The following is a 20,120-nucleotide window of genomic DNA, read 5'->3' on the forward strand; positions in this document are numbered from 1 at the left end:
TGGCCGGGGCCATCGTCGCCCGCCTTGTCGATCTTCGCGAGGATCGCCTCGAGCGCACGGCTGATCGCGGTCTGCGTTCGCACCATCTCGATCTTTGGCCACGCGGTACGCATGCCGGTGTCGATCAGCTCGTCGATATCCTCCTGCCCCAGATCGGAGAGGATCTTGGCCGGCGACCAGAATTTGGGCGGGCGGATGATGTTGATGTCACCCGTATATTCCTGGTTGATCACCGAGCGCGCGAGATTGGCGACGCTGTTGAGCGGCGGGATCAGTTCGAGCGGCTTCTGAAAGATCACCATATTGACGTTGAGCCACGCCTTGAACGTCGTCATCGAAGCATGCTGGATCGCCTCGATCGGCGCCATCTGTTTGCGCGTATCGGTTGCGAAGGGCAGCGCGATCGGGTTCGCCTGACTGACGATATGGTGGTTGACGCCATAAAGACGTTCAAGACGCCGCGTCGGGATATCGTGCGTCACCGACCCGTCGACCCACCGCCGGTCGGGCTGATAGGGTACGCGGTTGCCTGCATCGTCGCGCGCCATCAGCATGACGGGCGGGAAGACGCCGGGCACCGCGCACGATGCGAGTACCGCTTCGCGGATCAGCACATTGGGTGCGGTGATCGCGTTGAGCAGCCGGCCGTTCTGATGCTTTTCGGCGGGCGCGACCGAGACGTTGAGGTGCCGCCCGCTGACCTCATAGGCCTCCTGAAAAGTGAGGTCGGGGATCAGTTCGGCAAGGCGCGCCGCGACCTCTTCCGCCGCAAGCCGCCGATGGTCGCCGCGCACCGCCGGATTGGCGAGCTTGCGCTGGTCGAGATAGGCGCCGATCTCCTTGTCGGCGCGCGTGCAGACCATCGCGGCGACGATCGACCCGCCGCTCGCACCCGACAGGATCGAGGGCAGTACGCCCGCTTCCCACAGCGCCTTCACCACCCCGATATGGAAGAAGAGAAAGCTGCCCGAGCCCGAAAGCAGCAGCGCCGAGCGGCCGTAGCAATGCTGCGCACGGCGGAAGAAATCGCGCTTTTCCTCGCGGCCGATGCTACGCGCGGCGGCGATCTTGTCGAGCGAGACGACAACCTCGGCGACATAATCCTCGATCAGCCTTTTCGTGCCGAAACGCGCCTTCTGATAGAGCCGCTCGTGCCCCATGCCGTCGATATTGCCATGGATGCCCTCGTTGAGCACGAAGAGCAGCCCCTTGACGTCACCCGCAGCGGACAGCTTGCGCAGCTTTTCGAGCCTTGCCCGAATGGCCTTGTAATCGAAATGCTTGCTCTCGTCGGCGTCGCGCCAAGCCTGCATCCCCGATTTCCGGTCGTGCTCGTGCGCCGCTTTGGTCCAGGCGGCATAATCGGGCGCGGTCACCAGATCGCGGTCGGCGCTGAGCGTCGGGGTGAAGAGCATTCGGTAATCCTGCGAGAGCATGGTTTATTTTTTGCGAGTCTTGCCGGTTGCGTTCGCTTTAGCAACCGGTTTCACCCTGCTCTTTGTCGCAGTTCGGGGCGCCGCTTTCGGTTTCGCCTTGGGCTTTACAACTTGCTTCGGGGGAGACTTCGGCTTTGCCGTAGCGGCTTTCGGCTCTTCAGGCTTTGGCGCCGCCGCCATCAAATCGGCGAAACTTTCGTCGATGCATTCGCGGAAAAAGGCGATGTCGGGCATGATCGAGCGTTCACCGATGATCGAAAAGGCGATGCGGCCATTGTAGCTCGGGGTCGCGACGAACAGCCCCATATTGTTCGCGAGCGGCGCCATGCCGTGCTGCTGCACGAGTTGCGCGCCCGCGAGGTAGAGCGGCACCTGCGCGCCCGGCACGTTCGAGATGAAGAGGTTGGTTCCACGTACTGCGAAGCGCTCGCTGGTGACGAGCCGCGCGACTGCCGCCATCGTCGCGCCCGGAATATGCTGCGACAGATCGGTCATGATCCGCGCGCTGACGCCCGCTTTGGCTTCCTTCGCCTCGACCGTATAGTCGCGGATCGCCGCGAGCCGTTCGAGCGGTCCCGCGATATCGGTACGGATCGGCACGCTCATCGCCGACACCTGATTACCCGGCGTCGACGCCTTGCCGCCTTTCCCACGCAGGTTGATCGGCGCGACCGCGACAAGGCTCTCCTTCGGCAGTTCCTTATGCTTCTGGAGATATTTGCGCAGCGCGCCGCCGACGGTCGTCAGGACAACGTCGTTGACCGTTGCGCCCGGGACCTTCTTGCGGATTTCGGAGACATCGGCGAGCGCGACCGTCGTCGCATCGAACATCTTGTGCGGACCTACGGCCACATTGAAGCGCGTCTCGGGGACGCCCGCGGTCATCCCGCCCTCGGAAATCGACTTGCGCGCCGACGAGATGATCGCGGGCGACATCTTCATCAGCGCGTTCATGAACTTCACCGGCGACTGCATCGACGCCGACCAGGCGCGCGAAACCGCCTCGGTGCTCGATGGTGCCTTGCCGAGTTCCTCGACCGGCGGCGGCTCGGCGATCGCGGGCGTGCCCTTCGCGTCGATATCGCTCATCGCGATGAAAGCGTGCGCGCCCGACGCGCCGTCGACCGCGGCGTGGTGGACGCGGTGGAGCATCGCGAAGCTTCCTTTCGGGATGCCGGGGATGCGGTCGAGCCCCTCGATGATATAGATGTCCCAGAGCGGGCGGTTCATATCCATCGGCTTCGAGAACCAGCGCGCGACCGCGATGCAGAACTGCCGCCAGTCACCGGGCTCGGGTAGCCGCGCGTGGCTCATATGCGCTTCGATATCGAAATGCTCGTCCTCGACCCAATAGGGATGGTCCATGTCGAACGGCAGGCGGTGGAGGCGGCGCTTGAAGAGCGGCGAGGTGTCGACGCGGCTTTCGACGTGGCGGATGATATCCTTGAACCGCACGAAACCGCCCGGCGCGGTCGAGGGATCGTAGATATAGACCCCCATGATGTGCGTCAGATTGTTCGCGGTCTGCGTGTAGAGGAACTGGGCGTCCTGCGCGCTGAGCTGTTTGAGCATTTATCCTCCTGAACCCGGCAAGCGGTCGGCGAGCGCGACGGTCGAAAGCCGCATCGTTTCCATGACGTTGGCGAGGCCGCGCAGTTCCATCAGCAACGCGCGGCGCGCGGCAAGACTGACCGGCGTCGCTTCCTCGGCGAGCCCCATGTGGCGCATCAGCGACAGGCCGTTGGCGAAGAGCAATTTGCCGATCGCCGCCTCGCTGCTGATCCGGCGGAGCAGCCAGGCCTGCCGCCCCTCGACCAGCGCCGCGTCGAGCAGCGCCTTTTCGTCGACCGCATCGCCGGGCTTCGCACGCGCGAGCTGCTCGGCGACGACCGAATAGGCCTCTGCAAAGGGCAGAAGGATGGCATGGCCGACCACCGGCTGGCAGCGGCGGAGAAGCTGCGCGATGCCGCGATCGCCGCTCGCGAGGCGGCGATCCCATACGGGATCGATGCGCGCGAGCTCGGCCTCGATCGCAGCACGATGCTCCTCGCGCGGCGGGTAGAAGAATTCGAATTTGAACAGGTCGCGCAGCCGATCGATCTTCGCCCAGAAGGCGGCAGTCGCGTCGCCGCTGTCGGCATCGCGCAGTTCGAACAGCGCCAGCTCGACCATCGCGCGGTCGAGGAAATGATGCGCGATGATGTTGCGATAATAGCTCGCCATCGGATGCTTGGCGGGGTCGATCGAATAGACATTCTCGCTGCCCGCCTCGTAGCGCGCGAGCAGCCCGCTCGCGACGAGCGTGTCGACGGTGGTGGAAAGCGCCGCATCGTCGCCGCTTTCGAGTTCCTTGCTGAGTCTGATGCCGCGCGCCCGTGCCCAGTCGGTCACCGCGCCGATGGCGCCCAGAAGTTCAGCCGAGGTCGCGCCGCGCGGCGCCATGCCGAGCAGGATCAGGCACATCACCGAGGTCACGGTGAGCGGGGTGACGCGGTTCGCCTCGACCGCGACCGCGAAGGCGATCTGCTCGAGAGCGCGCCTGTCGTCGGGGCCCGGCGCGGTATCGATGACGACCGGCTCGCCGATGTCGAGCCGGATTCGCCCCGAAGGTTCCTTCAGGCTCTTCATGTAACCGATGAACCACGACAGGCTCTCGGGCTTCTTGTTCCGCCCCGTCTGCTCGGCTGCATATTCCTCGACGTCGCGGATCAGGTCGAAACTGGTGACGAAGGGTACGAAATGCACGCCGCGCGTGCCCGTCGCGTGCGCCGCGTCGAGTACATATTTCATCAGGCCATATTTGGGCGGCATCAGCTTGCCGAGCCGCGAGCGCGTTCCCTCGAACGCCCAGGAGAGGGGGAAGCGCTTCGCGAGCAGCCATGCGATATAGTGGCGCAACACGAGCTTGTAGACCGGCTGGTCCTGAAAGCTGCGACGGATGAATATCATCCCCGATCGGCGGAAGAATTCGCCCATGATCGCGAAATCGAGGTTCGCGCCGCCGAAGCTGTGCAGCATCGGCATATCCTTTTCATAGGTCAGCCGGCTCGGCGTCGCGCCGTCGATATAGGTCTTGTGCGTGAAGAGGATCGCGGTCGGATGCTCGCGTAAAATACCGCGTAATTTCAATAGCTCAGTAGCATCGATCTCCATCTCGGGCGCATAGCCGCCGAACATCATGCGGTCGAGACGTGCGCGAAGATCGAGAAAAAGCGCCGACGGCCGCGCGATGACCTCCTTCATCAGCGGCCGCGCCTCGCGATAGAGATCGCCGACCGGGCGGCCCGTCTTCTCCGCAAGATCAGCGAGCGCGGCGCGGAATTTGGGGCTGGTGCGCAGGCCATCGGCGACGAAGCGCGGCACCTTGTATCGTGTTCCCCGGATACCGCGCTCGGCGACGTCGAGCGCGAGCGCCGCCTGCCGCGCGACGAACCCCGCGAATTCGGGGCTGTCCGTCCCTTCGCCATCGCCGCCGCCGGTCTGCGCACAAAAACGGTCGCGAAGCGTGTCGAGCGTCGCCGCCGCGCCGACCAATATCTGCGCGCGGCGCCGATCGCGAAGCAGGATCAGCCGCGCGCGCAGCGGTCCCGGATGGCGCGGATCGCCGAAGATCAGATGGCGGAATTTGAGCGCGCGGTCCTTGTCGAAACCCGGAATGCGCCACGCGACGCGCAGCGGCACAACCTGTCGCGAAGGCGCTCCGCCAAGCCGTGTCTGGAGTACGTCGATCGGCAGCGCATGGTCGCCATCCTCGATGTCGAGGCTTGCCCAAACCGGCTCGTCATCGCCGCTCGTCGAATGGATCCAATCGAGCAATATGCGCCGCTCGACCCCGTTACGCGCGTCGATGATATAGAGCCGGTCGGCCGCCTGCTCCGCCACGATCGGGGTGCGGGGCGTTCCGTCGGCCACCGCTTAGCCGGTCTTTCCCTTGCGGGCGGCGGTGGGCTTTTTTGCCGGTGCCTTCTTCTTCGCGGAAGGTTTCTTTTCGGCCGCCTTTTTCGGCTTGCCGGCTTTTGGCTCTGGCGGAGCCCCGGTCGCTACCGACTCCACAACGTTTTCCTCGGGCTGACCGAGCGTACGCAGGAACATGTTCCGCACATCGCGGACATGGTTGTTGATCGTCCGCGGGCTCCATTTCGAAGTATCGACCGGCGGCAGCACGGTAACGCGCACCGTCGCGGGGCGCATCACGAACTCGTTCTTCGGTGCGACATCGGTCGCATTATGAATCACGATCGGGACGATCGGCACCCCCGCCTGCATCGCCAGGTGAAACGCGCCCTTCTTGAACGGTTCCAGCTTCGGCGTCAGGCTGCGCGTACCTTCGGGCGATATGCAGATCGACTTGCCTTCGACGCGGATCGCATCGACCAGCGGCTCCATCGCCTTGATCGCGCTCTTGCCGTCGGCACGATCGACGAAGACGGTGCCGCCCCATTCCATCAGCTTGCCGAGGATGGGGATATCCTTGATTTCCTTTTTCCCCACCCCGCCCATGTCGCGGCGGATAAGCTTGGCGAGGATCATCACGTCCGCCTTGCTCTGATGGTTGAAGATGAAGACGCACGGGCGCGACGACCAGAGATTCTTCTCGTCCTCGACCTCCAGCTCGACCCCGGTGATCGCGGTCGCGAAGTCGCCGAACAGCCCGATCGAGAAATTCGCCGCCTCGCGCTGCGAGCGCGTCAGCGCCCATATCGGTAGGCCCGCCGCGAAGGCGCCGACGAGCGAGCCGGTCGCGTAGATGGTACGCGTGTAGTCGACCCACGACGGCGTCCCGCGGCTGCCGAAACGCTGCACCGGCCAGCCGTTTTCCTCGGCGATCGCCTTGAGTTTCAAATTCGGGTTGAGCGGGCGCGGTTTGCCGACGCGTTCGAGGAGTTCGATATCGTCGTCGCTGTCCGAATAGAAAAAGCTCTGGTCGAGATCGAGGCCATATTCGGCGGCGAGTTCCTCGGCGGCGAGCACCTTGCCCTCGCCGAAGCAGAGCGGACGGACGATCTCGCCCGTAAACACGCCGTTTTCGATCTCGTAGGCCGAGCATTTGATGTCGGTGATGCCGAGGTCGCGCGCGGTCGGCTCGATCTGGTAGATCGTCGCCGACGAGATGATCGCGACGCGGTGTCCCTTTGCCTGATGCGCTTCGATGATCGCACGCGTTTCGGGATAGATTTTGCGCGCGATATGCTTTTTGTAGAGCTCCTCGCCGAACTCGATGAAGCTTTCCTCGTCGACGCCCTTCATGAATTTGGCGGCGCCCGACATCAGGCCCGAGAAACCGATGGTGCCGAGGCTGTGCTGCGCGATGACCTGCGCGGTTTCGGCGATTTCCTCGACCGACATTTCGCGGCGCTGGAATTTTTCGCGCAGCATCGCAGTGGCCGAATAGCCCGAGATGATAGTCCCGTCGAAATCGAAGAGCGCGGCGATATGCGGTCCGGGTTCGGACGCGAGAACTTCTTCCAGGTGCGGCTGTGGTCGTGGCACAGCGATCTCCCCACAGGCAGCTATATTGCCGCTTATCCCTGGACGATGACAGGTAAAATGGGGTTAATCAATGGCCCGAAAGCGCCGATGCCTCGCGCGCCAGCGCTTCGACCCGTACCGGGTCGAGCGGCCCCGACGGAACGACCCAGCTGCCGCCGACGCAGAGCACGGGATCCAGCGCGAGCCATTCGGGTACGGTCGCGGGGCTGATGCCGCCTGTCGGGCAGAAATTGATCCCGCCGAAGGGACCTGCGAGCGCCTTCAGCGCCGGGATGCCCCCGCTTGTCGCGGCGGGAAAGAATTTGAAGCTGTCGAGCCCGAGGTCGAGTCCCGCCATGATGTTCGACGCGTTGGCGACGCCCGGCAGAAACGGAATGCCACTTGCAACCGCGGCCTCGCCGAGACTGTCGGTGAGACCGGGCGAGACGATGAATTCGGAGCCCGCGTCGATCGCATCCTGGAGCATCCGGGAATTAAGCACTGTTCCGGCACCGACGACGGCGCCGGGCACCGCCTTCATCGCCCGGATCGCATCGAGCGCCGCTGCAGTGCGCATTGTCACTTCGAGCACCTTGAGACCGCCCGCGACGAGCGCCTCGGCCATCGGCACGGCATCCTCGACGCGGTCGATGACGATCACCGGGATAACGGGGGCGATGCGCATGATCTGCTCGATACCGCTGTCGGACATATTCACTCCATTCCAGATTCAAATTTGCCTGAACGGCGCAACAATCGGGTCAGACGACCATTTCCATCGCCGCGAGCACTGCCGATCCGCCCTTTTCGGCCTCGTCGGCGTGGTGACGAAAAAGCGCAAACAGCTCGCGCCCGACGCCAACCGCTGGCGGCGGCGCAGCGGCGGGCTTGCGCGCAGCCCATTCGGCTTCGTCGACGAGCGCGACCGCCTCACCGTTCACGGCGCAAACGCGCACGACGTCACCGTCCTGAAGATAGGCGAGCGGACCGCTGACGCCGTCAGGACCGGGCAGCGCCTCGGGCGAAAGATGGATCACCGCGGGCACCTTGCCGCTGGCGCCCGACATGCGTCCGTCGGTGAGCAGCGCGACCCGGAAGCCCTTGTCCTGCAGCACGCCGAGCGCCGGGGTCAGCTTGTGCAGTTCGGGCATGCCGTTCGCGCGGGGCCCCTGAAAGCGGACGACGACGACGACATCGCGTTCAAGCTCGCCCGCCTTGAACGCGGTCAGCACCTGGTTCTGGTCGTCGAAGATCCGGCATGGCGCCTCGATGGTCCAGCGATCCTCGGCGACCGCGCTGGTCTTGATGATCGCGCGACCGAGATTGCCCGCGAGCAGCCGCATCCCGCCATCGGGCGAAAAGGGCGCAGCGACGGGGCGCAGCATGCTATCGTCGCGGCTTTCGGCGGCGGCTGCCTGCCAGTGGAGCTCGTCGTTCACGAGCACGGGCTCGGCGGCATAGTCGCCCATCGTTCCGCCGACCGTCAGCACGTCACCGTGCAGCAAGCCGGCACCGAGCAGTTCGCGCACGACATAGCCGATGCCGCCCGCCGCGTGGAAATTGTTCACATCGCCCGCACCGTTCGGATAAACGCGCGCGAGCAAAGGCACCGCATGGCTGAGCTCGTCGAAGTCCTGCCAGTCGATAATGATCCCCGCCGCACGCGCGATCGCGGGCAGGTGGATCGCATGGTTCGTCGAACCGCCGGTCGCGAGCAGCCCGATCGCGGCGTTGACGATCGCCTTTTCATCGATACAGCGCGCGAGCGGGCGATAATCGTCGCCGTCCCAGCCGATCTGCGCGATGCGGTGCGTCGCGGCGCGCGTCAGTTCCTGCCGTAGTTTCGTGCCGGGATTGATGAAGGCGCTGCCCGGGATATGCAGTCCCATCAGCTCCATCATCATCTGGTTGCTGTTCGCGGTGCCGTAGAAGGTGCAGGTACCCGCGCCGTGATAGCTTGCCGCCTCGGCTTCGAGAAGTTCGTCGCGGGTCGCCTTGCCCTCGGCATAAAGCTGGCGGACGCGCTGCTTTTCCTTGTTCGCGAGACCCGAGGGCATCGGTCCGGCGGGGATCAGTATCTGCGGCAAATGGCCGAAACGCAGCGCGCCGATCAGCAGCCCGGGGACGATCTTGTCGCAGATGCCGAGCAACAGCGCGCCCTCGAACATCGCATGGCTCAATGCGATCGCGGTGCCCTGCGCGATATTGTCGCGGCTGAACAGCGACAGGTCCATGCCCGCCTGCCCCTGCGTCACGCCGTCGCACATCGCGGGAACCCCGCCCGCGACCTGCGCGGTGGCGCCGACTTCGCGCGCGAACAGCTTGATCTGCTCGGGGTAGCGTCCGTACGGCTGATGCGCCGAGAGCATATCGTTATAGCTCGTGACGATGCCGATGTTCATCGCCGCGCCGGTGCGGATCATCGGCTTGTCCTCGCCTGACGCGGCGAAGCCATGCGCAAGATTGCCGCACGACAGATTGCCGCGGTTGGTGCCCGCCTCGCGCTGGCGGTCCATGAGGTCCAGATAGGCGGCACGGCGCGGACGGCTCCGCTCGACAATGCGGTCGGTAACCTTCGCGATTACGGGGTTCAGATCAGTCATGCCAACTCGCTCCGTCGCGCTCGATCAGCGCGATTGCACTCGACGGCCCCCAGCTTCCCGCCGTGTAGTTCTGCGGCGCCATGTCGACCGCCGCCCATGCGTCGCGGATCGAATCGATCCACTGCCACTGTGCCTCCACCTCGTCGCGACGCACGAACAGCGTCTGGTCGCCCTCGATGAAATCGAGCAGCAGGCGCTCATATGCGATGCGCCGCCGCTCGCCGGCAAAGCTGTGCGAGAGCGAGACGTCCATCGTCACTTCTTTCAGCTTCACGCCGTCGCGGTCGAGGCCCGGCTGTTTCGCCATCACCTTGACGCGGATATTCTCCTCGGGCTGCAGGTTGATGATCATGCTGTTCGCATCGAGCTTGCCCGCGCCGACGCGCGCGAAGATATTGTGCGGCACCGGCTTGAACTGGATCAGCACCTCCGACTTGCGCTGCGGCATGCGCTTGCCGGTGCGCAGATAGAAGGGCACGCCCTTCCAGCGCCAATTGTCGATAAAGGCCTTCAGCGCGACGAAGGTTTCGGTGTTCGACGGATTGCCGAGCTCGTCGGCATAGCCCGCGACCGCTCCGCCATTGACCGCGCCGCTCGTATATTGCCCCTTCACGCTATGCGACTTCACATCCTCGGCACTCATCTTGCGCAGGGAGCGGAGCAGCTTGACCTTCTCGTCGCGCACCGCGGTCGACGAAACGCTCGCGGGCGGCTCCATCGCGATGATCGCGAGCAACTGGAGCATATGGTTCTGCACCATGTCCTTGAGCGCCCCGACGCCGTCATAATAGGAGACGCGGCCTTCGAGCCCGACAGTCTCGGCGACGGTGATCTGGACATGGTCGATCGCCTGCGCATTCCACAGCGGCTCGAAGAGCATGTTGGCAAAGCGCAGCGCGAGCAGGTTCTGGACCGTTTCCTTGCCGAGATAATGGTCGATGCGGAACACGCGGTCTTCGGCAAAGGCGTCGCCGACCTCGGCATTGACCTCGCGCGACGAGGCGAGATCGTGGCCGATCGGCTTTTCCATCGCGATGCGGCATTCGGCGCAGGCGATGTTCGCGGCCTTGAGGCCCTGCGCGATCGGACCGAACATCGACGGCGGAGTAGAAAGATAGGCACCGATCGGGCGGCCGAGCCGATCGCCGAGCTGCGCTGCCAGTGCGTCGTAACCGATCCCCGCGCCAGCATCGACAGGGCAATAGTCGATCCTCTCGAGGAAGCCCGCAATCTCGCCGTCATCGAGCCGGTCTTCCGGAAGGTGGTCGGTCAGCGCCTTGGTCACCATGTCGTGGCACGCAGCGCGATCCATTTTCGAACGCCCCGAGGCGACGATCGTCAGCGCGTCCTCGAGCAGTCCGTCGACATGAAGATTGTAGAGCGAGGGAAAGAGCATGCGCTGCGCGAGGTCGCCCGTAGCGCCGAACAGGATCAGGGTCTCGACTTTCACGCTCACTTTGGTCCCCTTGGATGGTTTTTCCGGGTTGGAGTATGCACCCGGCGAATGCAACGCGCATACGTAGGCCGCATACGATGTCCGCGCTTGGCAAATCCGACAAGCTTGCCATAGGAATTCGCCATGTCCGACAAGCCCATTCCCTATGATGTCATCGTCATCGGCGGCGGTGTCAATGGCGCCGGCGTCGCACGCGACGCCGCCGGGCGCGGCGCCCGCGTGCTATTGCTCGAAGCGAACGACCTTGCCGAAGGTACCTCGTCGAAATCGACCAAGCTGATTCACGGCGGGCTGCGCTACCTCGAACATTATGAGTTCGGCCTCGTGCGCGAGGCGCTCAAGGAGCGCGAGATATTGTGGGGCATCGCGCCGCATATCATTCGCCCGCTGCGCTTCGTGCTGCCCTATCGCGACGGGCTGCGTCCGCGCTGGCTGCTGCGGCTGGGCCTCTTCCTTTACGACCATATCGGCGGGCGCAGGAAGCTGCCTGCGACGCGCTCGATCGATCTGCGCCGCCATGCCGCGGGCCGGCCGCTGCAGCCGCAATATATCAAGGGTTTCGAATATTCGGACGGCTGGGTCGACGACGCGCGGCTGGTTGCGCTCAATGCGCGCGATGCCGCCGATCGTGGCGCACGAATCCGCACGCGGACCCGCGCCGAAATGCTGCGATGCGAGGACGGGCTGTGGATCGTCGATGCAAGCGACGATCAGGGACATCGATACCGTTTCACGGGTCGCAGCATCGTCAATGCGGCAGGACCCGCGGTGCTCGACCTGCTCAAGCGCGCCGACGCCGAGCCCGATCATCAGATGCGCCTCGTGCGCGGGTCGCATATCGTCGTGCGCAAGATCTTCGATCACGACTATGCCTATTTCTTCCAGCTTCCCGACGGGCGCATCTTCTTCGCCATTCCGTATGAACGCGACTTCACGCTGATCGGCACCACCGATCAGGATCATGACGGGCCGGCCAGCGAGGCGAAGGCAAGCGACGAGGAAATCGCCTATCTCTGCGAAGGCGCGAGCCTCTATTTCCGCACCGCCGTCATCCCCGTCGATGTCGTCTGGACCTATTCGGGCGTCCGCCCGCTGATCGAGGACGGGTCGGGCCGCCCCGAAGCTGCGACGCGCGGGTATCGCATCGACATCGACATGGACGAAGGCGCGCCGCTGCTCACCATCTATGGCGGCAAGATCACCAGTTACCGCCATGTTGCCGAAGAAGCCGTCGACGAACTGGCGGATCACATCCCCGCGCTGTCGGGCAAACGCTGGACCGGAAAGGCCGCGCTGCCCGGCGGCAATTTTGCGACGGACGGTCTCGCGGGGCTAAAAGCGGAATACAGGCTTGCCTATCCCTTTCTCGCCGCCGCGACGGTCGACCGCATCGCCCGCGCCTATGGCACCGATGCGCGGCGCTGGCTGGGGGATGCTGCCGACTGGAATGCGTTGGGAGGCGAAATCGCGCATGAGCTCAGCGTCGCCGAGGTCCGGTGGATGGCGATGCACGAGTGGGCGCGCACAACCGACGATGTCCTCTGGCGGCGTAGCAAGCTGGGGCTGCATTTCACGCCCGCGGAAACCGGGCTTCTCGCCGACCATGTTGAACGCATCGCAGCCGAAGCACGACAGGCCGATGCCGAATTTGTTGGCGATATGGTGAATCGCTGATCCATATCGAAGATCGCCGGCTCCATGCGCTGGCGCGGGTGAAGCGTCGCGTCAGCCGAGGAGTGCGAGCGCGTCGGCGCCCGCAGGAAAATGCGACTCCTCGCTCTGGTCATGCACCGCCTGCCACACCGCCTTGGCGACATCCGCCTCGGTGGTGAACAGCGCCGGATCGGCCATCGCGTCAAGGATCGGTTCGGCGTAGGACCAATAAGGTTCGGGTAGCACGTCCTCGAGCCGGATCTCTGTATTCTGCGCGAAGGCAGTCGTCGGGCCATAGCCCGGTTCAACCAGTTTCACGGCGATGCCGAGCGGCAGCAGTTCGTGCGCGAGGCTGCAGGTAAAGCCCTGGATCGCGGTCTTGCTGCCCGTATAGGCCGCGGCGAGCGGAAAGGGCGCGAGCGTCGTCGTCGAGGTAATGTTGACGATGACCCCCGAGCCGCGCTCGCGCATCTGCGGGATCGCCGCCTGCGTCATCGCGATCGTGCCGAGCGTGTTGGTTTCGAAAATGTCGCGGATCTTCTGCAGCGGTGAATGTTCGAGCGCGCCGAACAGGCCGATCCCGGCGTTGTTGACGAGCACGTCGACCGGGCCCGCCAGTTCGAACGCGAGCGCGATGCTGTCGATGTCGGTGACGTCGAGCGCGACGACGCGCAGCCGTTCGGATGCGGGAAAGAGGTCGCGGCGCGGTTTGCGCATGGTGGCCACGACGTTCCAGCCGAGCGCATGGAAATGACGCGCGGTTTCCAGGCCATAGCCCGACGAGCAGCCGGTGATGAGGATGGTTTTCATGGGTCTTCCTTTCTCTGTGGACGAAAGGAGCCTAGACGGTGCATGTCGGACTATCTATAATTCTTGATCCATATTATATTCGAGAGAGTCCAAATGACCGATCCTCTGTCCGATCTTATTGCACTGCTGCGGCCGCGCACGGTCTTCGCGAAAGCTATCAGCGGTGCCGGAAGATGGACGGTGCGCTACGGCGATTTCGGCAATCCGGGCTTTTGCACGGTAATCGAGGGATGCTGCCGGCTCGCGGTCGACGGCGCCGATACGGTGACGATCGAGGCGGGCGACTTCGTTTTCCTGCCCGCGACCCCCGGCTTCACCATGTCGGGGTTCGAGGCGGCCGAGCCGGTCTTCGTCGACCCGCAGGCTGCGGCGGGGCTGACCGGAGAGGTACGCCACGGGTGGCAGGAAGGCGACGCCGACGTTCGCATGCTCGGCGGCTATTTCGTCTTCGAATCGCCCGATGCCGCGCTGCTCGTGTCGCAGCTTCCGGCGCTCATCCATCTTCGCGGCGCCGAGCGGCTGACGACGCTCGTCCGGCTGGTGCGCGAGGAAGCGGGCGAGGAGCGGCCGGGATGCGATCTCATTCTATCGCGCCTTGTCGAGGTGCTGATCGTCGAGGCACTGCGCTCGGTCGAGGGCGACGAGGCGCCGCCGGGGCTGCTCCGCGGGCTCGGCGATCCCCGTCTCGCGGCCGCGATCCGGCAGATTCACGGAGCGCCCGCGCGGCCGTGGACGGTGGCGGCGCTCGCTAAAGAGGCGGCGCTGTCGCGCTCGGCCTTTTTCGACCGCTTCGCACGCACGGTCGGGGTGCCGCCGATGGAATATCTGCAGGGCTGGCGCATGAACCTCGCGAAAGACCTGCTGCGCCGCCGCGCGGGCAAACTCGACGAGATCGCAAGCCAGGTCGGCTATGGTTCGGCGAGCGCGTTCAGCACCGCTTTCGCGCGCCACGTCGGGCTGCCGCCGAAACGCTATGCGATGACCGCCTAATCGGCGCCAAACTGCCCTGCGAGCTTGGCGCGCCGCGCCTTCCATGTTTCGGCGAGCGCCGGCACATCGCGGAGTGCGCGAAGGTCCGCCACACGATCCTTCGCCTCGCCGCCGATCAGCAGGCCGAAGAGCGAGGCCAGTGGCCAGTCGGGCCAAGGCCGCTCGACCAGTTCGAGAGCGTCGCCCGCGCGCACCGCCCCGGGTTCGAGCACGCGATAATACCAGCCCGAGCGCCGCGTCCTGACCACGCCAGCCATGACGCCCTTCGTCCCAAAACGATGATCGAGCTTCCAGCATGGCTGGCGCGCCTGCGTGACTTCGACGAGCGCGGTGCCGAGGCGAAAGCGGTCGCCGAGACAGACATTCTGTTCGTCGAGACCGGTGGTCGAGATATTCTCCCCGAAAGCACCCGGCGCATCGAGCAGCGGCGCATCGCCGAGCTCATCGCGCCACCAGTCATAATGGTCGGCGGGATAGTGATGGATCGCCTTGTCGATGCCGCCATGGACGGTGCGGTCGGCCTGTTCGTCGCCGATGAGGCCCATCGCGTCGACCGCGACCGCGTCCACGACGGGCAACTTGCCGATCGCGCTCGGTTCATCGCCGCGAAACGGACGCGACTTGCCCAGCAGGACGGCGAGAATTTCGGTGCGCATGCCGACGATTGCATAGGCTTTGCGGTCGAAATGGCAATCGCCGACCCGCGACAAGCGGCTGACCATCGTTTAGGGTGCCGCGATGAGTGACGATATGATCGGCCTTCCCGTCCGCCGGCTCGGGCTTGCGATGCCCGGCGACGCGCTGTTGACCCGGAATATCCCGATCGAGACGCCGATATCGCTCGAGGTCGGCGGCATCGGCTATGCGGTGATGATGGCGACCCCCGCCGATCTGTTAGATTATGCGACAGGGTTCGCGCTCGGCGAGGGGCTTGTCGAAACGGCTGCCCAGATCGGACGCATCGATGCGCAGCAGATCGAGGGCGGCTGGGCGCTGCGGATATGGTTGCCGCCCGAGCGCAACGCGGTTGCGCTCGAACGCGCGCGCAAGCGTGTGAGCGAGAGTAGCTGCGGGCTGTGCGGGATCGAGAATATCGAGGAGGTGCTGCGACCGCTGCCACCCGTGACTGCGCGCATCGGGACCAACCGCACCGCGATTGCTGCGGCCCTCGCGGCGTTGCGCGATCATCAGCCGCTCGGACGCGCCACCGGGGCAGTACACGCCGCCGCCTTCTGCTCGCCCGAGGGCACCATCCTGCTCGCGCGCGAAGATGTCGGGCGGCACAATGCGCTCGACAAATTGATCGGGGCGATGGCGCGGGCAGGCCTCGACACCGGGGCTGGCTTTATCCTGCTGTCGGCGCGGTGCAGCTACGAGCTCGTTGAAAAGACGGTACGCGCGGGCTGCCCGATGCTCGTCACCATCTCGGCGCCGACGAGCCTTGCGGCCGAGCGCGCGGTGCAGGCGGGACTGACGCTTGTTGCGCTGGCGCGGACCGATTCGGCGCTGGTGATCAGCGATCCGCTCGGGATGATGGCGTGAAGACGCTGGGCGCGGTGCTCGCGGGCGGGCGGTCGCGCCGCTTCGGGTCGGACAAGGCGATGGCGATCCTCGATGGACGGAGCTTGCTCGACCATGCCGTGGCGGCGCTGCGCTCGTGTTGCGATGCGGTGATCGTCGTCGGCCGGGGCGACGTGGCCGATTGGCCGCGTGTCGACATGGGTCCGCTCGGCGGGATTGCGGGGGCGTTGATCCATGCCGCGGATCGGGGATTCGATCAGGTGCTGACCGCGCCCGTCGATTGCGTTCGTTTGCCCGATGGTCTTCGGGCGCTGCTCGAACCGGCACCGACCTTTCTGCACACGCAGCCGGTGATCGGGCTGTGGCCGATCGCATCGCTGAGCGAACTCAAGATCATGTTGGAGGATGGAAGCGACCTCGCCGTCAGGGCCTATGCCCGCCGGATCGGCGCACGGCCGGTCGAGAGCGACTTCGTGCCGCCGAATATCAACAGCAGCGCCGACCTCTACCGCCTCGCCCGATCATGACCCGCCGATGGCGTTCACGGTGAACGCCAATATGCCCATGTTGAAGATGAACGCCGCCATGCAGTGGCCGAGCACGACGCGGCGCATATGCGCGCCGGATATAGTGACGTCCGACGTCTGGAAGGTCATGCCGAGCGTGAAGGCGAAATAGAGAAAGTCCCAGTAGCCGGGCTCGCGCACCCCCGGCACCTCGATCCCGCGCTGATCGCGGCCGTCCTTCTGCAGATAATAGAGATGCGCATAGTGGAGCGTGAACACCATGTTCGCGAACAGCCACGCGAAGACGAGCGTCGTGACGATCAATATGACATCGGCTCTGTCAAGCTTGCCCGGGCTCGCGATCAGCGTCCCCACCGCGAACAGGATGACGAGCGAGAGCAGCACGGTGATCGCGAGCAGGCCGATGCGGTTCGCGTCATTGTCCTCGGCGCGGCGCCGCATCTGGTCGGCGTCGGCGCGCAGCAGCGGCGCGAGCGTGCAGAGGAAGATCAGCGCGGCGGCGTCGAAGCCGATCAGGAACGCCGCGCGCGGGTCGGCGCCGAGCGACGAGGCGGCGCCCGCCGAGACAAGCAGCACCAGGAGAAAGATCAGAAATCGGACCGGTGCGATATGCCTGCCGACGGCCATCGGCCGCGTCAGTTCGCGACCGCGACGACGCGCACCGGGATCGACTTCGCAGCGGGGCAGCCGCTGGTCTTGTCGTAAAAGGCGAGCGGCAGCAGCGGGTTCAGCTCGGGATAATAGCCCGCGACCGAGCCACGCGACATGGGATAGTCGATGATAGTGAGTCCGTCGACGCGCCGCGCGATGCCGTCGGCGCCGATCGTTTCGAGCGCGACCTTCGCGCCCGCATCGAGCCCGCGCGCCGCGATGTCCTCGGCGTTCATGAACAGGATCATGCGGTCGTTGTACACGCCGCGATAGCGGTCGTTATAGCTGTAGATCGTCGTGTTGAACTGGTCGTGCGAGCGCACGGTCGCGAGGCGAAGCATCGCGGGATCGTCGACCGGCGCGTTGACCGCGAGTCCGGGGAGGATCAGAAAATTGGCCTTGCCGTTCGGCGTCGCCCACACGCGGCGGCGTGGCGGAATGTCGAGGTGAAAGCCGAGCGGCGCCTTGATCCGTTCCGAAAAGCCTTCGTAGAGCTCCGGGTATACCGCCGCGATCTTGTCACGGATCAGGCCGTAATCGTCGATATAGGCGGCCCAATCGACCTTGCTGTCGGGCAAGGTCGCCATCGCGATGCGGCAGACGATTTCGGTCTCGGGCATCAGATGCTCGCCCGCGGGGTCGAGCACGCCGCGCGAGGCGGTGACGTTCGACATCGAATCCTCGATCGTGACGAACTGCTCGCCCTTCGCGGTCTCGATGCGTTCGGAACGCGCGACCACAGGCAGGATCAGCGCGTCCTTGCCGTGGACCAGATGTCCGCGGTTGAGCTTGGTCGCGATCCCGACGGTGAGCTCGAGCTTTCGCATCGCGGTATAGGAGCGTTCAGTGTCGGGCACCGCGCGGACGAAGTTGCCGCCGAGGCCGATGAAGACCTTTGCCGTGCCGGCGAGCATCGCCTCGACCGACTCGACCGCATGATGACCGTGGTCGCGCGGTGGTTCGAAACCGAAGACGTCGCGGACCCGGTCGAGATAGGCCTGCCCCGGTTTCTCGTCGATGCCGACCGTGCGGTCGCCCTGAACGTTCGAATGGCCGCGGATCGGCGAGATGCCCGCGCCGGGCTTGCCATAATTGCCCTTGAGGAGGAGCAGGTTCGCGATCTGCTGGACGAGTTGCGATCCCTGCTGATGTTGGGTCACCCCCATGCCGTAGCAGACGATCGTCGCGTCCGAGCGGATATAGATTTCGGCGCAGCGCCGGATCTGCGCCTCGTCGACCCCCGACGCCGCGACGAGATCGGGCCAGTGCTGCGCTTCGATATCGGCCTTCAGCGCCTCGAAACCCGACGTATGTTCGGCAATGAAATCATGGTCGAGCACCGGCTCGCCCGCGGCCTCGCGCTCGAACAGCACTTTCATCATGCCCTTCAGCAGCGCGAGGTCGCCGCCGACCTTGATATGCACGAATTCGCTGCTGATCTCGGTCGAGCCGAAGGTCGCCATCTGGACGATGTCCTGCGGTTCGGTGAATTTGATGAGCGCTCGTTCGGGCATGGGGTTGACCGCGACGATCGGCACTCCGCGTTTCCGCGCCTCGACAAGCGGCGTCATCATGCGCGGCGCGTTGGTGCCGGCATTGTGGCCGATCAGGAAGATCGCCTCCGCATGATCGAAATCCTCGAGGATCACCGTGCCCTTGCCTATGCCGATCGAGTGCGGAAGGCCGCGACTTGTCGGTTCGTGGCACATGTTCGAACAGTCGGGAAAATTGTTCGTGCCGAACTCGCGCACGAAGATCGAATAGAGAAAGGCCGTCTCGTTCGCGGTGCGCCCCGAGGTGTAGAATTCGGCCTCGTGCGGGCTGGCAAGCGCGCGCAGGTGATCGCCGATCAACGCGAAGGCATCGTTCCAGCTCACCGGCACATAATGGTCGGTCGCGGCGTCGTAGCGCATCGGCTCGGTCAGCCGGCCCTGCATCTCGAGCCAGTAATCCGACTGGTCCATCAACTCGGTCACGCCGTGCTGCGCGAAAAATTCGCGCGTGACGCGGAATTTCGTCGCCTCGTGCGCGAGCGCCTTCGCGCCATTTTCGCAGAATTCGAGCTTCTTGGTGCAATGCGCGTCGGGAAAGGCGCAGCTCGGACATTTGAAACCGCCCGGCTGGTTCATCGACAGTAGCGCGCGCGAGCCCTTGGTCACGACGCTCTGTTCGAGCAGGACCTTCGCGGTCGCCGCTGCGGCGCCCCAGCCGCCGGCGGGGCTGGAATAGCTTTTGTACCGGGGCTTATCCTGCGCCATCGCGGCGGATTAAAGCATAGCTGCTCCGGCTAATCCATCGCTCTTTGGCGCTGCGCGCCGGGCGACCGTCTAAAAATCGAAGCTGGTCTGCGCCTTGTCCGCCGGGGCCGGCGCCGCGTCGGCCACAACCCCCTCGAGTTCAAGCATGCGCGCCTTCGACAGCGAGCCGCCGGGCGCGGAAAAGCCGCCGATACGGCCGCCCGCCGCGAGGACGCGGTGGCAGGGAATGATGAGCGGGACCGGATTCCGCGCCATCGCCTGGCCGACGTCGCGCGCGAATTCGGGGCCGACGCCCAGTTCCTTCGCGACCGCGCCATAGGTGGTGGTTTCGCCCCATCCCAGTCCGCGCACGAGGCGATAGACCCGCTCGAAAAACGGATCCTGCGCGCCGATGTCGACCGGCACTCCGGCAAAGCCGATCCTGTCGCCCGCGAAATAGCGCCCCACATCACGGGCGATCGCGCCCACCGCGTGCGGCGGCGCGGTCCGCACCGCGCCCGGCAAGCGGCGAAGCAGGGCGCGCTCGGACTCCCCGGGATTGGCTGCGGGCAGCCGCAGGGCGGATATCCCGCGCTCGTTCCAGCCGAGTGCAACGAACCCCGCCGGGGTTTCGAAAAGATGATATCCCGTACGCCTTGCCATGCCGGTGATATTCGACTGCTGCGGCCGAATTGCAATGCTTCGGCGGTGGTGGCGCGCCCGGCAGGATTCGAACCTGCGACCACCCGCTTAGAAGGCGGGTGCTC

At 65.0% G+C, this 20,120-nt stretch carries 16 protein-coding genes; 4 read left to right on the top strand and 12 right to left on the bottom strand.

Annotated elements, in window-relative coordinates:
- The 7 genes from JHC57_RS14445 to zwf all read right to left on the bottom strand — a co-directional run.
- A partial coding sequence (locus JHC57_RS14445; RefSeq protein WP_294030804.1) for a DUF3336 domain-containing protein occupies nt 1–1,415 on the bottom strand: 1,415 nt, incomplete at its 3' end.
- Nucleotides 1,416–1,439: 24 nt separating this feature from the next.
- The gene (locus JHC57_RS14450; protein WP_294030806.1) at nt 1,440–3,008 is read right to left on the bottom strand and encodes a wax ester/triacylglycerol synthase family O-acyltransferase; all 1,569 of its coding nucleotides are present in this window, start codon (nt 3,006–3,008) and stop codon (nt 1,440–1,442) included.
- Nucleotides 3,009–5,348, bottom strand: coding sequence for a glycerol-3-phosphate 1-O-acyltransferase (locus tag JHC57_RS14455; RefSeq protein ID WP_294030807.1), 2,340 nt, complete (start codon nt 5,346–5,348; stop codon nt 3,009–3,011).
- Nucleotides 5,349–5,351: 3 nt separating this feature from the next.
- Nucleotides 5,352–6,926 (bottom strand): HAD-IB family hydrolase, encoded by a 1,575-nt coding sequence (locus tag JHC57_RS14460; protein WP_294030808.1) that lies wholly within the window; start codon nt 6,924–6,926, stop codon nt 5,352–5,354.
- A 67-nt stretch (nt 6,927–6,993) separates the two neighbouring features.
- Nucleotides 6,994–7,617, bottom strand: a complete 624-nt coding sequence (locus JHC57_RS14465) for a bifunctional 4-hydroxy-2-oxoglutarate aldolase/2-dehydro-3-deoxy-phosphogluconate aldolase (RefSeq protein ID WP_294030809.1) — start codon at nt 7,615–7,617, stop codon at nt 6,994–6,996.
- 49 nt (nt 7,618–7,666) lie between these two features.
- On the bottom strand, nt 7,667–9,508 hold the full coding sequence (edd, locus tag JHC57_RS14470) for a phosphogluconate dehydratase (protein WP_294030811.1): 1,842 nt from the start codon (nt 9,506–9,508) through the stop codon (nt 7,667–7,669).
- On the bottom strand, nt 9,501–10,904 hold the full coding sequence (gene zwf / locus JHC57_RS14475; RefSeq protein WP_294030821.1) for a glucose-6-phosphate dehydrogenase: 1,404 nt from the start codon (nt 10,902–10,904) through the stop codon (nt 9,501–9,503). Before zwf ends, edd begins: the two co-directional genes overlap by 8 nt.
- Before the next feature lie 183 nt (nt 10,905–11,087).
- Here zwf and glpD point away from each other — a divergent pair, with 183 nt between their 5' ends.
- Nucleotides 11,088–12,638 (top strand): glycerol-3-phosphate dehydrogenase, encoded by a 1,551-nt coding sequence (gene glpD / locus JHC57_RS14480; RefSeq protein WP_294030812.1) that lies wholly within the window; start codon nt 11,088–11,090, stop codon nt 12,636–12,638.
- 51 nt (nt 12,639–12,689) lie between these two features.
- On the opposite strand, the gene JHC57_RS14485 is transcribed toward glpD, so the two are convergent.
- A complete protein-coding gene (locus tag JHC57_RS14485) occupies nt 12,690–13,427 on the bottom strand; it encodes an SDR family oxidoreductase (protein ID WP_294030813.1) in 738 nt (245 codons plus the stop codon).
- Nucleotides 13,428–13,520: 93 nt separating this feature from the next.
- On the opposite strand from JHC57_RS14485, the gene JHC57_RS14490 reads away from it, so the two are divergent.
- A complete protein-coding gene (locus JHC57_RS14490) occupies nt 13,521–14,417 on the top strand; it encodes an AraC family transcriptional regulator (RefSeq protein ID WP_294030814.1) in 897 nt (298 codons plus the stop codon).
- On the opposite strand, the gene JHC57_RS14495 is transcribed toward JHC57_RS14490, so the two are convergent.
- Entirely contained in the window at nt 14,414–15,073 is a 660-nt protein-coding gene (locus JHC57_RS14495) for an MOSC domain-containing protein (RefSeq protein WP_294030822.1), read from the bottom strand. The genes JHC57_RS14490 and JHC57_RS14495 overlap by 4 nt on opposite strands.
- An 82-nt stretch (nt 15,074–15,155) precedes the next feature.
- Between JHC57_RS14495 and fdhD the strand changes: the two genes are divergently transcribed.
- Nucleotides 15,156–15,959, top strand: a complete 804-nt coding sequence (gene fdhD, locus JHC57_RS14500; RefSeq protein ID WP_294030815.1) for a formate dehydrogenase accessory sulfurtransferase FdhD — start codon at nt 15,156–15,158, stop codon at nt 15,957–15,959.
- Nucleotides 15,956–16,465 (top strand): molybdenum cofactor guanylyltransferase, encoded by a 510-nt coding sequence (locus JHC57_RS14505; protein ID WP_294030816.1) that lies wholly within the window; start codon nt 15,956–15,958, stop codon nt 16,463–16,465. Before fdhD ends, JHC57_RS14505 begins: the two co-directional genes overlap by 4 nt.
- On the opposite strand, the gene JHC57_RS14510 is transcribed toward JHC57_RS14505, so the two are convergent.
- From JHC57_RS14510 to JHC57_RS14520, 3 genes are all read right to left on the bottom strand, one after another.
- Complete coding sequence (locus tag JHC57_RS14510; RefSeq protein ID WP_294030818.1) at nt 16,460–17,092, bottom strand: DUF1345 domain-containing protein; 633 nt, start codon at nt 17,090–17,092, stop codon at nt 16,460–16,462. The two genes, JHC57_RS14505 and JHC57_RS14510, sit on opposite strands and share 6 nt — an antisense overlap.
- Nucleotides 17,093–17,100: 8 nt before the next feature.
- Entirely contained in the window at nt 17,101–19,374 is a 2,274-nt protein-coding gene (locus tag JHC57_RS14515) for an FdhF/YdeP family oxidoreductase (protein ID WP_294030819.1), read from the bottom strand.
- A gap of 69 nt (nt 19,375–19,443) precedes the next feature.
- Entirely contained in the window at nt 19,444–20,016 is a 573-nt protein-coding gene (locus tag JHC57_RS14520; protein WP_294030820.1) for a methylated-DNA--[protein]-cysteine S-methyltransferase, read from the bottom strand.
- Nucleotides 20,017–20,120 lie beyond the last annotated feature (104 nt).

The organism is Sphingopyxis sp., from assembly GCF_016463645.1.
Taxonomy (GTDB): Bacteria; Pseudomonadota; Alphaproteobacteria; order Sphingomonadales; family Sphingomonadaceae; genus Sphingopyxis.

Excerpts from the sequence above, each read along its gene's own strand:
- JHC57_RS14450 (WP_294030806.1), bottom strand. The coding sequence starts at position 3,008 with ATGCTCAAACAGCTCAGCGCGCAGGACGCCCAGTTCCTCTACACGCAG.
- JHC57_RS14465 (WP_294030809.1), bottom strand. The coding sequence starts at position 7,617 with ATGTCCGACAGCGGTATCGAGCAGATCATGCGCATCGCCCCCGTTATC.
- edd (WP_294030811.1), bottom strand. The coding sequence starts at position 9,508 with ATGACTGATCTGAACCCCGTAATCGCGAAGGTTACCGACCGCATTGTC.
- zwf (WP_294030821.1), bottom strand. The coding sequence starts at position 10,904 with ATGCTCTTTCCCTCGCTCTACAATCTTCATGTCGACGGACTGCTCGAG.
- glpD (WP_294030812.1), top strand. The coding sequence starts at position 11,088 with ATGTCCGACAAGCCCATTCCCTATGATGTCATCGTCATCGGCGGCGGT.
- JHC57_RS14485 (WP_294030813.1), bottom strand. The coding sequence starts at position 13,427 with ATGAAAACCATCCTCATCACCGGCTGCTCGTCGGGCTATGGCCTGGAA.
- JHC57_RS14490 (WP_294030814.1), top strand. The coding sequence starts at position 13,521 with ATGACCGATCCTCTGTCCGATCTTATTGCACTGCTGCGGCCGCGCACG.
- JHC57_RS14495 (WP_294030822.1), bottom strand. The coding sequence starts at position 15,073 with ATGCGCACCGAAATTCTCGCCGTCCTGCTGGGCAAGTCGCGTCCGTTT.
- fdhD (WP_294030815.1), top strand. The coding sequence starts at position 15,156 with ATGAGTGACGATATGATCGGCCTTCCCGTCCGCCGGCTCGGGCTTGCG.
- JHC57_RS14510 (WP_294030818.1), bottom strand. The coding sequence starts at position 17,092 with ATGGCCGTCGGCAGGCATATCGCACCGGTCCGATTTCTGATCTTTCTC.
- JHC57_RS14515 (WP_294030819.1), bottom strand. The coding sequence starts at position 19,374 with ATGGCGCAGGATAAGCCCCGGTACAAAAGCTATTCCAGCCCCGCCGGC.
- JHC57_RS14520 (WP_294030820.1), bottom strand. The coding sequence starts at position 20,016 with ATGGCAAGGCGTACGGGATATCATCTTTTCGAAACCCCGGCGGGGTTC.